Genomic DNA, 12,842 nt, shown 5'->3' with positions numbered 1-12,842 from the left:
TGGTATTAGATAATTTATTAATTAATCGAACGAGGGCAACTTACCATTCGGCGACGGCACCATCAGGATAGCGCCAAACCGGATTTCTCCAATCAGGGGCATTCTTGCTGCGTTCAATCACTAATTCCTCATTGATTTCTACCCCTAAGCCGGGTTTCGTCGGTGGATAGAAATGACCATCGGTCATTTTGAAATCGTCTTTATTAATCACATAATCCAGCAACTCAGCACCTTGGTTGTAATGAATCCCCATGCTTTGCTCCTGCAAGACTGCATTGCGGGCGACAAAATCAAGGTGCAAACAAGACGCCAGTGCAATTGGCCCAAGTGGGCAATGTGGTGCTAATGCCACATCATAAGACTCTGCCATAGCGGCAATTTTAAAGCACTCAGTCAGACCACCAGCATGAGATAAGTCAGGTTGAATAATTGCCAGCCCGCCATCGGCCAATACCCGTTTAAATTCAAAACGGGAGAACATCCGCTCGCCTGCTGCGATAGGAATATGGGTTTGGGCCGCCAGACGGGGATAATATTCTGCCTGTTCAGCTAATACGGGTTCTTCAATAAACAATGGCCGATAAGGTTCTAATTCTTTAATCAGGATTTTTGCCATTGGCGCATTAACCCGACCATGAAAATCTAAACCAAATTCAATACGGTTACCAAAGGCTTCACGAATTTGTGCCACGACTGCTACTGCGGCATCAACTTTACGGGCATTATCGATCAGGCCCATTTCCTCGCATCCATTGAGTTTAAACGTATCAAAACCAATCTCAGTGAGTTTATTAATTCCGCTAATCACATCAGACGGACGATCACCGCCAACCCAACTGTAAGCTTTAATTTTATCGCGAACCAATCCACCCAATAATTGGTAAACCGGAACTCCCAACGCTTTACCTTTAATATCCCATAGCGCCTGATCGATGCCGGCAATAGCACTCATCAGAATAGGACCACCGCGATAGAAACTGCCGCGATATAATGTCTGCCAAATATCGTTGATACGTGCCGGGTCTTGCCCAATAACATATTCCGATAACTCGTGTACCGCAGCTTCAACGCTACGAGCACGCCCTTCAATTACCGGTTCACCCCAACCAATAATGCCTTCATCGGTTTCGATTTTCAGAAACATCCAGCGTGGGGGTAAACGGTAAGTGGTTAGCTTGGTAATTTTCATTTGGTGGCATCCTTAAAGGCTTTAATAAACGCAGCCGCTTGTTGTGCGGTCTGAGATACCGATTGGCCTGCGCGGTAAAGGTCACCGCCCAAACCAGCACCAGCACAACCCGCAGCCAAATAAATAGACAAATTCTCAGGAGTAATCCCACCAACGGCAAACACCGGCACCTCAGGGGGCAATACGGCTTTTAATGCTTTGATATAGTCGGGACCAAAAGAGACCGAGGGGAAAATTTTCAGGGCTTGCGCGCCTGCATCCAGCGCCGTGAAAGCTTCAGATGCGGTGGCACACCCAGCGCAAACCGTCATGCCTAACTCCACAGCCCGACGGATCACCGCCGGTTGGGTGTTCGGCGTGACCACCAGCTTGCTGCCCATGCTATGCAACACATCCAGTTGCTCGGGTTTCAGTACCGTGCCCGCACCAATTAATGCACGATGACCAAATTCCGCGACCGTTTGCGCGATACTCACTTCCCATTGTGGGGAATTCAGCGGGATTTCAACCGCATCAAAGCCTGCATCAAGCAAAGCGGCCACATGGTCATGAACTTGCGCGGGTGTGATGCCGCGCAAAATGCCAATCAATGGCATGTTAGTGTTCCATTTCATTTACGATACTCCTGATTCCAGCTTGAAAAGCCTGATCGCCATCCAACACCTGATAAAGCATCCCAGCCATCTCTAGCCCCTGGGTATAGCGCTCAACCAGTTTAGGATTGCCAATCACCGTAATACATTCACCAGCAGCAAGCGGATATTGCTGCTGCATCTGCACGATTTCATTGCCAATCAGCAGGCCAGAAAGCCAGTCGCCGACCGATGTTCGCTTCAATCGACCCAATACATGGGCAGCACGCGTCTCAAACAGACAACGCATGATATTGCTGTCATTAAAGCTTTGCGTCAGGCCATCGATAAACGCAGTATTGTCCGGTAATTGAGCCTCCAGCCCTGCCCCCACCAATGAATTATTCAGCAGCAAATAGTGCAATTCACCTGTCATCAGAGTGCGGAAATCCATGACCTGGTCACCCTGCATTTGCACCCATTTACTGTGAGTTCCCGGCATTAAATAGACCGATGAAGGCCGTTCGCTATACGCACCGATCAGTTGGGTTTCTTCACCACGCATCACGTTGCGGTTATCTGGCTTATCAACACATAAACCGGGGATAATCCATGCCCGAATTGGCTCAGCCTCCGCCACATAGGTTAATTGACGCGATACCTGCGTAAGACGGGTTGGACAAGCAAGATAAGGCACTGAAATCCAACCCGCATTGCTGCCAATCATGCCGGCCATCAGCACTGGCAAGTCATACTGTTGCTGCTGCTCACGCCATGGCGCGATAACCTGCTGAAATATCTGCTGCGCACTTTGCCCATTAAAGCGAGTGATCCCGGCTTCGGATCGCAACATATCTACACATTCACCACGTAAATAAAGCCAGGCACGCAGGTTGGTCGATCCCCAATCAATGGCGATATAGCTTTTATCCATAACTCTGCTCACTCATGTAATATCCTTTAGCCGTTTAGCGGAGCTGGCTATCATGGTTAACGCAGCCCGTTCTGCCGCATCAGCATCTTGATGGCGAATAGCGTCATAAAGATCCTGGTGCTCTTGTAATGTGCGCGGCATGTTTTCTTCATCAGGCATGTAGGTTCGTTCAAACACCGCCCGTTGCAGAGAGCTGATTGCCACACTGAGTTGCTGTAATACCGGATTGTGTACCGAAGCCAATACCGCCTCGTGATAGCGGATATCCGCTTCGTTAAATGCGTCTCTATCTTGATGATTGGCGATCATTTCATTGAGTGCCGTTTCAATCACCGCCAGCTCTTTCGAGGTTGCCCGTTCGGCAGCCCAGCGGGCGATAGTTGGCTCTACCAGATTACGCACTTCGCTCATCGCACTGATTAAACGTGGGTCATAATCACTGGCCAGCGCCCATTGCAGTACATCGGTATCGAGATAATTCCACTGATTACGGGGCCGGACAAACGCCCCACGAAAACGTTTCACTTCAATCAATCGCTTTGCCATCAGCGCCCGAAAAACCTCACGAATCATGTTACGAGAGGTTTGAAATTCCTCACAAATTTCCGCTTCGGCAGGCAACGGTGAGCCCGGTGGATATTTGCCCTCAACAATCTGCTGACCAATAACCAAAATAATGCGGTCTGTTTTACTGAGTTGTTCTTTTGTCATGTTCGCTCCGGTTATTTCAGGTTAACCAATAATGATTCCCTTACTTTACGCATCTCTTGATTAACCGTCCCCACAACGCCGCACAATTTTCAAACTTTGTCGTTCAACACAAAACAGATTGTAGAGCTATATTTTATTTTTGTACTACAATTTGGATCGCAAAATAAGCAATCCATCACAAAATGAATGAAAAAAACGGCATAACCCCTGTGCATTTAGAAATAAAAGTCTAATATGGATTTTTAATTCCAAATAAAATGACCTATGCTTAACCGATACCAGCCCATTGCCGATGCAATCGCCACCCTTTTCTCTCCCTATGCAGAAGTCGTCATTCATGACTTAACCAGCCAAAAATTGGTTTATATCGCCAACAACTATTCACAACGGGAATTAGGGGAAGACTCCAATCTCAGTGAGTTGCGATTTGATCAGCACTCACAGGTGATCGGGCCTTACCAAAAGCGTAATTGGGATGGCCGCCAACTGCGTTCCATCAGCACGGTATTACGTGATGACAATAGGCAGCCGATTGGATTGTTATGTATCAATCTGGATATCACTGTATTTGAAAGTGCCAAAGCAGCACTGGAGCTATTCCTGTCAGGGCAGCAACTACAGCCACAACCGGATGTGCTGTTTCAGGATGATTGGCAGGAACGCATCAACACTTATATCCATCATTGGTTACAGCAGCAGCAGCTGACGCTAGCAGCTTTGAATAATGCCAGCCGCCGGATGCTCATTGAGACCCTCTATCAACAGGGCGCATTCAACGGTAAGAATGCAGCCGGTTACGTGGCAAAAATCCTCGGTATTGGTCGGGCGACTGTTTATAACCATTTGAAAAATATAAAAACCAACTAAAGGATTTTAAGGAACCGTCATGAATACATTATTCGATGCCATTAAAGAAGCTCATCAGGTATTACGCCCACAAGTGAGAGTGACGCCGCTGGAATATAGCCCATTGCTATCGCAGCACAGTGGCTGCGAAATCTATCTTAAGTGCGAACATCTGCAACATACCGGTTCTTTTAAATTTCGTGGGGCCAGTAACAAGTTGCGTTTATTGACCGATGAACAGCGCCAGAACGGCGTTATTACTGCCTCGACCGGTAACCACGGGCAGGCTATGGCGCTAGCGGGGAAACTGGCAGGAGTGAAAGCCACCATATATGCGCCAGAGCAAGCGGCAGCTATCAAGCTGGAAGTTATTCGCGCACTGGGCGGCCAGATTGAACTGGTAGCGGGTGATGCTTTAAATGCCGAACTGGCTGCGAGTATCGCCGCAGAGCAGCAGGGCAAAGTCTATATCTCTCCTTATAACGACCCGCAAGTGATTGCCGGGCAAGGTACCTGTGGCATGGAGATGGTGGAACAGCAACCAGACCTTGATGCGGTGTTTGTGGCCGTTGGCGGTGGTGGCCTGATTTCTGGTATTGCGACAGTTTTAAAGAAATTATCGGATAAAACACAGGTGATTGGTTGCTGGCCGGCGAATGCCACCAGCATGTATACCTGCCTGCAAAATGGCCAAATCCAGGAAGTGGCAGAGCAGGAAACCCTGTCTGACGGTACTGCCGGAGGTGTTGAACCCGGAGCCATCACCTTCGCACTTTGCCAACAGTTGATCGATCAGAAAGTCCTGGTGAGTGAGCAGGAAATCAAAGATGCCATGCGGTTGATTGCCCACACAGACCGTTGGATGATTGAAGGTGCCGCTGGTGTGGCATTAGCGGCAGCGTTGAAACTGGCACCACGTTGGCAAGGTAAGAAAGTGGCAGTGGTACTGTGCGGTAAAAATATCGTACTGGAAAAATATCTGGGAGCCATCGCCGAATGCTAATTTTGAGTAAGCAACAGATCCTTGACAAGTTCGATGCAGATGCCATCACCTTGCTGCTCAAAGAGGGCTTTATTGCCTATAGCCAGCAGCAAGTGCAAATGCCCCCAGTGCAACATTTGCTGTTTGGGCAAGCCAACGGTGATTGCTGTATTAAAAGTGGGTATTTGCAGGGTGACAGTCAGTTTGTGGTAAAGGTTTCCGGCGGTTTCTATGATAATCCCGCGCAAGGATTGGCCAGTAATCAAGGGCTGATGATGGCCTTTTCCGCCCTTACTGGCGAGCCACAAGCTATCTTGCTCGATGAGGGGTGGTTAACTGCGCTGCGTACTGCGCTGGCCGGGCGAATTGCCGCCGAGCTTTGCGCACCAAAACATATCAGTGCTATTGGTATCATCGGTACCGGTATGCAGGCACGGCTACATCTGATGTACCTAAAAAGTGTGGTGGCATGCCGTGCGCTATGGGTTTGGGGTCGCAGTGAAACGGCATTAGAGGAGTATCGGCAGTATGCTGAAGATGAAGGTTTCGAGGTTAATACCACACTGAATGCCGCAGAGTTAGCCCGTCACTGCCAGTTGATTATCACCACCACACCGAGCAGAGAACCTATCTTGCAAGCGGCGGATATTCAGCCAGGAACCCATATTACGGCGGTCGGTGCAGATAGTGCAGGTAAACATGAGCTATCCCCTGAACTGGTAGCTAAAGCCGATAAAATCTTGCTGGACTCATGGGCGCAATGCTCAGAATTTGGTGAGATTTCGCAGGCATTCCAGCAAGGGCTATTAGCAACTCACACCTTAACTGAGGTGGGTTCAGTTTTAGCGCAAGGTATCTCTTTTAGAGATAATGACCAACAGATTACTCTGGCGGATTTAACCGGATTAGGGATTCAGGATGTGCAAATAGTGAAAGGGATTCTAGGGTGATAAAAGAGAGGGTAGGCTTTTAGATTCTCTCTGTTGACCTTGAGCGCAATCAGGAATATTGCCGACAAAGTTTACAGGCCGAATGAGCCGCATGGACGCGGCGAAAGGTGCTATCGAGCTGGGAGCGAGTCAGCACCGGTTCGATTAGCCGGTAAGCTGCCGGAGGGTATGGCGAAGCCACAATATTTCGCGCAAGCCGCAGGTGCAGGAGGGCCGGCCAGCCCTCTTGCTCGGTTGAGGCATAACGGTCGGCAATAGCAACAAATCGAATATCAACCGTAACCTGATCCGAGCAGCAAATTAATGAGCTACTGCATCAGTTAAATATCAAAGTACAAATTTCTCTATCGCTACCGCCACACCGTCTTCACTGTTGGTACATGTGACAAACTGCGCTATCTCTTTCAATTCAGGGATAGCATTCCCCATTGCAACACCGACACCAGCATAGTTAACCATCGCAATATCATTACCCTGATCACCCAAAGCCATCACATTTTCCTGCGCAATGCCTAAGTGATCTGCCAGCATTTTCACCCCAGTCCCCTTATCCACTCGCTTACTCAGGATTTCCAGATAAAACGGTGCACTCTTCATGATAGTGAAACGCTCAAAAGCTTCGGCTGGCATCATCGCTAAGGCACGATCCAGTTTTTCTGGCTCGTCAATCATCATCACTTTAGGAAAGCGTAATGTTGGGTCCATCTCTTCGATTGCACGATATTTCAATGGAATACCGGTCAATAACACTTCATGTAGGGTATATTTGCTGATGTCTTTATTCGCGGTATATAAGGTATCAAAATCAAAAGCCTGGAAGCTAACATCCATTTTGCGCGATAAAGCCTCGAAATAGAGGTAGTCCTCAAAACTGATAGTTTCCTGCAAAATACACTCACCCGTGGCGGCTTTTTGCACTAACGCACCGTTATTGCTGATGCAATAATCACCACTGTTTTGCATATTTAATTCACGTAAATAACGTTGGACCCCAATATAGGGCCGACCCGTGGCCAATACCACACAGACCCCTTTCGCCCGGGCAGCATCAATAGCCTGCTTTACCCGTGGAGTGATTTCGTGCTGCGGATTCAGTAACGTGCCGTCCATATCGATAGCGATTAATTCAATAGCCATAGGCCCTCACATTTATATAGCGAATGCCTCATGCTAACGCGATTCAGCATAAAAATGCGAGAAAATGATGTTGGTTCAGACTATGCATTACTACCAAAGAAATTGGTTGGAATACAAAATAGGCATAAGATAATGAGCAGGTAAATGATAAAAGCGAAAGTACAAAGGTAATTTTCTGAGAATTGGCTGATAATGCCTAACAAAGTATGTACCGTGAACATGCTCCAACCCGGTAATCCAATGTCCCGAAACCGCTTTGCCTCAATATTTGCTGAGGCAAACACCAGAAAAAAAGCCATCACTACAATCACGCAGCCTAAAATAGCAATTATAAAATTTGATGCATTAGCGTTTTCATAGGCTAAAAAGAAAGGCACGCCAGCAAATAAACCTATCAATAATGGCAAGATAAACGTAGCAATATAACAAACCAAAAATCTTACTCTGCCCAATCTGCCATCACGAACCTCACAAAATAATTCTGCTGCTAATCCCATGCACCTACCTCTCCTACGTAAATATTAAAAAAATTATTAACGCAAGACTAGCGACAAGAGACGATGAAGTCCTTATTGAGAAAAGAGAATTTCCTTTTATTTTTACATTAAGAGCCTTGTTTCCTGCATTAAAGATATTTAGGGTTTTGGCAAAAAAAAACCCAGTAGCAGTTTCCCGCTCTGGGCTTTCTATCCGATCAATCGCTTATCAGATTAAATATCGATATTGGCTGCGCGTAACGCATTCTCTTCGATAAAGGCACGACGAGGCTCAACCGCATCACCCATCAGGGTGGTGAATAACTGATCCGCTGCAACGGCATCTTTCACCATCACTCGCAGCATACGGCGGCTGGTTGGGTCCATGGTGGTTTCCCACAACTGCTCTGGGTTCATTTCACCCAAGCCTTTATAGCGCTGAATTGCCAAGCCACGGCGAGACTCTTTCACTAACCAGTCCAGCGCATCTTCAAAGCTTGAAACCGGCACTCGGCGTTCGCCACGTTCAACAAATGCGCCTTCTTCAATTAAGCCACGCAGTTTTTCGCCCAGTAGGCAGATCTTGCGATACTCACCGCCGTGGACAAAATCAAAGTCCAGATCATAATCGGTATCTACACCGTGGGTACGGATACGCAATATTGGCTCGAACAATTGACGCTCACGGTTTTCGCGCACCACAGAACTGTAGCTGCTGCCGTGCTGCTCTTTTTCATTCAGTAACACCACCAGCGAATCAATCCACTGTGTCACCACTTCTTTATCGCTCAAATCCTCTTCTTTCAAGGTTGGCTGATAAATCAGGTTATTCAGCAAAGCACGCGGATAACGGCGCTCCATACGAGCAATGGTCTTCTGAACGCTATAATGCTCAGCAACCAGTTTCTCAAAATGCTCGCCCACTAGCGGTGGTGCCTCAGGATTGACGTGTAATGCAGCGCCATCCAGTGCCAGTGTCATCTGATACTGTTCCATCGCATCATCATCTTTGATGTATTGCTCTTGTTTGCCTTTTTTCACTTTATACAGTGGCGGCTGAGCGATAAACACATGGCCACGCTCAATAATTTCCGGCATCTGACGGTAGAAGAAGGTCAATAGCAACGTGCGGATGTGAGAACCATCCACGTCGGCATCGGTCATGATAATGATATTGTGGTAGCGCAGTTTGTCAGGGTTATATTCATCCCGGCCAATACCACAACCCAATGCAGTAATCAGCGTTGCGACTTCCTGTGAAGAAAGCATTTTGTCAAAGCGCGCTTTCTCAACGTTCAGGATTTTACCTTTCAACGGCAAAATGGCCTGGTTCTTACGGTTACGGCCTTGTTTCGCAGAGCCGCCCGCAGAGTCCCCTTCCACTAAGTAGAGTTCGGACAACGCCGGATCTCGTTCCTGACAATCTGCCAGTTTGCCTGGCAAACCTGCCAGGTCCAGCGCGCCTTTACGGCGTGTCATTTCACGCGCTTTACGTGCAGCTTCACGTGCACGGGCAGCATCGATAATTTTGCCAACCACGATTTTGGCGTCGCTTGGGTTTTCCAGCAAATACTCAACCAACTTCTCGTTCATCAGCGTTTCGACCGCAGTTTTCACTTCAGAAGAAACCAATTTATCTTTGGTCTGTGAGGAGAATTTAGGGTCCGGCACTTTAACAGAAACAACAGCAATCAGGCCTTCACGGGCATCATCACCAGTGGCACTGATTTTCGCTTTCTTGCTGTAGCCTTCTTTGTCCATATAGCTGTTCAGCGTACGGGTCATCGCCGTGCGGAAGCCCACCAAGTGAGTACCACCATCGCGCTGCGGAATGTTATTGGTGAAGCAGTAGATATTTTCTTGGAAACCATCGTTCCACTGCAATGCCACTTCCACACCGATATCATCTTTCATGGTGGAGAAATAGAACACTTTCGGGTGGATCGGGGTTTTGTTTTTATTCAGATACTCAACAAACGCCCGAATACCCCCTTCATAATGGAAGTGGTCTTCTCTGTCGTTACGCTTGTCTTTCAGTTTGATTGATACACCGGAGTTCAGGAATGACAGCTCGCGCAGACGCTTAGCCAGAATTTCATACTGGAATTCGATGTTATTGGTAAAGGTCTGGAAACTCGGCCAGAAACGCACGGTCGTCCCGGTCTGATCGGTTTCACCCACCACTTTCAGTGGTGCCTGAGGCACGCCCATTTTGTAGGTTTGCTCGTGAACTTTTCCTTCACGACGAATAACCAATTCCAGCTTTTCAGACAGGGCGTTAACAACGGACACACCCACGCCGTGCAAACCGCCGGAAACTTTGTAAGAGTTATCGTCAAATTTACCGCCAGCATGCAACACGGTCATGATGACCTCTGCGGCTGATACCCCTTCCTCTTCGTGCATACCGGTTGGGATACCACGGCCATCATCCTGCACAGAAACAGAGTTATCCGAATGGATGGTGACTATAATTTCTTTACAGTGGCCAGCGAGGGCTTCGTCGATAGCGTTGTCCACAACCTCGAATACCATGTGGTGCAGACCGGTACCGTCATCAGTATCACCGATATACATGCCCGGACGCTTACGAACCGCATCCAGCCCTTTTAATACCTTGATACTTGAGGAGTCATAAGTATTCGACATCAACGTTTCTCGCTCATTTTTAATCCTGTGGTTGAACCTCTATTTTGCCATGTTCCACGCGGAACATCTTGCCCTTTTCGCCTACCATGTCGGCAACTTGCTCAGCACTCACTGCGCTGACAAAAACCTGTGCCTGGGTAGCCTTGAGACGCTCGGCCAATAATCGACGACGGCCGGTGTCCAATTCGGAAGCAAAATCGTCAAGCAGATACAGGCAACGCCGCCCGCTCTGTCGGGTGAGAAACTCACCCTGCGCTAACCGCAGTGCGCACATCAGCAACTTCAACTGACCACGCGATAGCAAATCTTCTACCGGCGTACCCTCGGCCCGAATGCGGAAATCCGCTTTATGTGGCCCGATGGCGGTATAAGTTAGCGCGCGGTCACGCTCAAACTGGCGTTCCAGCAACTCACCATAGTCACTCTCTTTATCCCAACCGCGCTGGAAAGAGAAACTCAAGGCGAACTCTGGCAGGAACAGGGCGCATGTGGCTGAAATATCTGCCGCAATTGCATCACTGTATGCCGCCCGCCACTCACTAATGCGTTCAGCCAGTGGGATAATTTCCTGATCCCAAGGCCGGATTTGCGCATAGCGACTAACCTGGCGCAGCGCGGCGTTGCGCTGCTTAAGTAATCTTTTTAGATTGCTCCAGGCCGTAAAAAAACCGGGTTCATTATGAAAGCAACCCCAGTCTAAAAAAGCGCGCCGGAATTTTGGCCCGCCATTCAATAAGGTGAACCCCTCAGGGGTGATCAATTGCATGGGCAGCATTTGCGCCAATTCGGCCACTTTGTGGCCGTCAGTGCCATCGATCCGCACCTTGCTATCACCCTGGCGGCTTTTACTTAGCCCAATAGATGATTCACGTTCATTCACATCAACCCGGCCATGTAACACAAACTCGGCACAGTCGTGACGGATCACTCTGCCAGCTTGTAAACTACGAAAGGCCCTACCATGGCCAAGGGTATAAATCGCCTCTAACACACTGGTTTTACCGCTACCGTTGGGGCCAACTAAAAAATTAAACCCCGCCGCCAGCGCCAAGTCTGCCGATTCGATATTACGAAAATCTTTAATTAACAACCGTGTCAGAGCCATGCTGCAAATGTCTTCATTATTGAACATCAAACCATCAAGGGCGTTATCGCATTACCTCTGAAAGAGGGCGTAATTGTCGCAGACAGATTGGGTGCGGACAGCGCACAACCACCGGAGCGTACTTAATGTACGTGAGGATGGTGAGCACTGCCCAATCCCAAGCTGGCAATAAGATAGCCCGCTATAGTTCAAAGACGCATTGGCATGACAACGTAGGCCGCAGCCTGACTGGCACCGTCTTCAATCTGCACACTGGAGACCGAATCGGTCAATAACAGGCGCACATCTTCGCATTTCAGTGCATTCAGCACATCAAGTACATAGCTGACGTTGAAACCGATCTCCATTTCTGTTCCCTCGTAGCTAACATCGAGGATTTCTTCCGCTTCTTCCTGTTCAGGGTTATTGGCGGTGATTTTGAGCTGATTGTGACTGACATAGAGCCGAACGCCGCGGAACTTCTCATTTGACAAAATTGCTGCTCGGGCAAAAGCCTGTTTCAGCAAGTCACAACCCGCTTCTAGCGTTTTGTCAGGGTTCTTCGGCAATACCCGGCGATAATCAGGGAAACGGCCATCAACTAGCTTAGAGGTGAAAATAAAATCCCCCACATGCGCGCGGATGTTGTTGCTGCCGATTTGCAGGCGCAGTGGTGTATCACCTCCATCCAATAACCTGACCAGCTCCATCACACCTTTACGCGGCACGATCACCGAATGTGAAGGTAATGTCTGCCCGATTGGCATGGAACATACCGCCAAACGGTGGCCATCGGTCGCCACAGTGCGCAGCTCTTCACCTTCAGTCTCAAACAGCATACCGTTCAAGTAATAGCGCACATCCTGATGAGCCATCGAGAACTGAGTGGACTCAATCAGACGTTTCAGTGTGGCTTGCGGTAAGGTGAACTCCACCTCACTCTGCCAATCATCCAGATTAGGGAAGTCCGCCGCGGGCAGGGTAGACAGCGAGAAGCGGCTACGGCCAGAGCGCACCAGTAGACGATCACCATCCAGTGCCACCGTGATTTCTGCCCCTTCTGGCAAACCGCGCCAGATATCAAAAAACTTCCGGGCCGGTACGGTGGTTGCTCCCTGGGTATGGGGATTTGACAACGCAACGCGCGCGACCATCTCCATTTCCAGATCGGTCCCCGTCAGCAACAAAGAGCCTTCGGTCACTTGCAACAACAAGTTACCTAAAATTGGCAACGTAGGACGTCCACCCAGCGGGCTACTGACCTGTTGCAGCGGTTTTAGCAGATGCTCACGTTCAATGATAAATTTCATAG

The 12,842-nt window shown here is 48.7% G+C and carries 12 protein-coding genes; 3 read left to right on the top strand and 9 right to left on the bottom strand.

Features of this window, described 5'->3' with window-relative positions:
* Window positions 1–40 precede the first annotated feature (40 nt).
* Genes dgoD through dgoR form a run of 4 tightly spaced genes read right to left on the bottom strand, consistent with a single transcriptional unit; the run spans window position 41 to window position 3,406 of the window.
* The gene (gene dgoD, locus V1952_RS04955; protein ID WP_372560204.1) at window positions 41–1,189 is read right to left on the bottom strand and encodes a galactonate dehydratase; all 1,149 of its coding nucleotides are present in this window, start codon (window positions 1,187–1,189) and stop codon (window positions 41–43) included.
* Window positions 1,186–1,803 (bottom strand): 2-dehydro-3-deoxy-6-phosphogalactonate aldolase, encoded by a 618-nt coding sequence (locus tag V1952_RS04950; RefSeq protein ID WP_372560203.1) that lies wholly within the window; start codon window positions 1,801–1,803, stop codon window positions 1,186–1,188. The genes dgoD and V1952_RS04950 overlap by 4 nt, the downstream gene beginning before the upstream one ends.
* Window positions 1,787–2,695 carry a 2-dehydro-3-deoxygalactonokinase gene (locus V1952_RS04945; protein WP_420074401.1) on the bottom strand — a complete coding sequence of 303 codons (909 nt, stop codon included), beginning with the start codon at window positions 2,693–2,695 and terminating at the stop codon, window positions 1,787–1,789. Before V1952_RS04945 ends, V1952_RS04950 begins: the two co-directional genes overlap by 17 nt.
* 12 nt (window positions 2,696–2,707) lie before the next feature.
* Window positions 2,708–3,406 (bottom strand): D-galactonate utilization transcriptional regulator DgoR, encoded by a 699-nt coding sequence (gene dgoR / locus V1952_RS04940; RefSeq protein WP_005186776.1) that lies wholly within the window; start codon window positions 3,404–3,406, stop codon window positions 2,708–2,710.
* Between the two features lie 264 nt (window positions 3,407–3,670).
* Between dgoR and V1952_RS04935 the strand changes: the two genes are divergently transcribed.
* From V1952_RS04935 to V1952_RS04925, 3 genes are read left to right on the top strand one after another with little or no spacing between them, the layout of a single operon-like run.
* Window positions 3,671–4,273, top strand: coding sequence for a helix-turn-helix transcriptional regulator (locus V1952_RS04935; protein ID WP_420071192.1), 603 nt, complete (start codon window positions 3,671–3,673; stop codon window positions 4,271–4,273).
* Between the two features lie 19 nt (window positions 4,274–4,292).
* Complete coding sequence (locus V1952_RS04930) at window positions 4,293–5,255, top strand: threonine/serine dehydratase (protein WP_372560202.1); 963 nt, start codon at window positions 4,293–4,295, stop codon at window positions 5,253–5,255.
* Entirely contained in the window at window positions 5,249–6,184 is a 936-nt protein-coding gene (locus tag V1952_RS04925; RefSeq protein ID WP_372560201.1) for an ornithine cyclodeaminase family protein, read from the top strand. Before V1952_RS04930 ends, V1952_RS04925 begins: the two co-directional genes overlap by 7 nt.
* Window positions 6,185–6,511: 327 nt before the next feature.
* Here V1952_RS04925 and yidA read toward each other — a convergent pair whose 3' ends face one another.
* From yidA to dnaN, 5 genes are all read right to left on the bottom strand, one after another.
* Window positions 6,512–7,321, bottom strand: coding sequence for a sugar-phosphatase (yidA, locus tag V1952_RS04920; protein WP_083161529.1), 810 nt, complete (start codon window positions 7,319–7,321; stop codon window positions 6,512–6,514).
* Window positions 7,322–7,401: 80 nt separating this feature from the next.
* Window positions 7,402–7,818 (bottom strand): DUF805 domain-containing protein, encoded by a 417-nt coding sequence (locus tag V1952_RS04915; RefSeq protein ID WP_420074400.1) that lies wholly within the window; start codon window positions 7,816–7,818, stop codon window positions 7,402–7,404.
* A 213-nt stretch (window positions 7,819–8,031) separates the two neighbouring features.
* On the bottom strand, window positions 8,032–10,446 hold the full coding sequence (gyrB, locus tag V1952_RS04910; RefSeq protein ID WP_372560199.1) for a DNA topoisomerase (ATP-hydrolyzing) subunit B: 2,415 nt from the start codon (window positions 10,444–10,446) through the stop codon (window positions 8,032–8,034).
* A 19-nt stretch (window positions 10,447–10,465) separates the two neighbouring features.
* Window positions 10,466–11,551 carry a DNA replication/repair protein RecF gene (gene recF, locus V1952_RS04905; RefSeq protein ID WP_372560198.1) on the bottom strand — a complete coding sequence of 362 codons (1,086 nt, stop codon included), beginning with the start codon at window positions 11,549–11,551 and terminating at the stop codon, window positions 10,466–10,468.
* Between the two features lie 188 nt (window positions 11,552–11,739).
* A complete protein-coding gene (gene dnaN, locus V1952_RS04900; RefSeq protein WP_005186756.1) occupies window positions 11,740–12,840 on the bottom strand; it encodes a DNA polymerase III subunit beta in 1,101 nt (366 codons plus the stop codon).
* Window positions 12,841–12,842: the final 2 nt, after the last annotated feature.

The sequence above is a fragment of the Yersinia sp. 2542 StPb PI genome (assembly GCF_048593855.1).
Lineage (GTDB): Bacteria > Pseudomonadota > Gammaproteobacteria > Enterobacterales > Enterobacteriaceae > Yersinia > Yersinia enterocolitica_E.
Note: the sequence above shows the minus strand (reverse complement) of the source record. Positions and strands in the feature narration are given on the sequence as shown.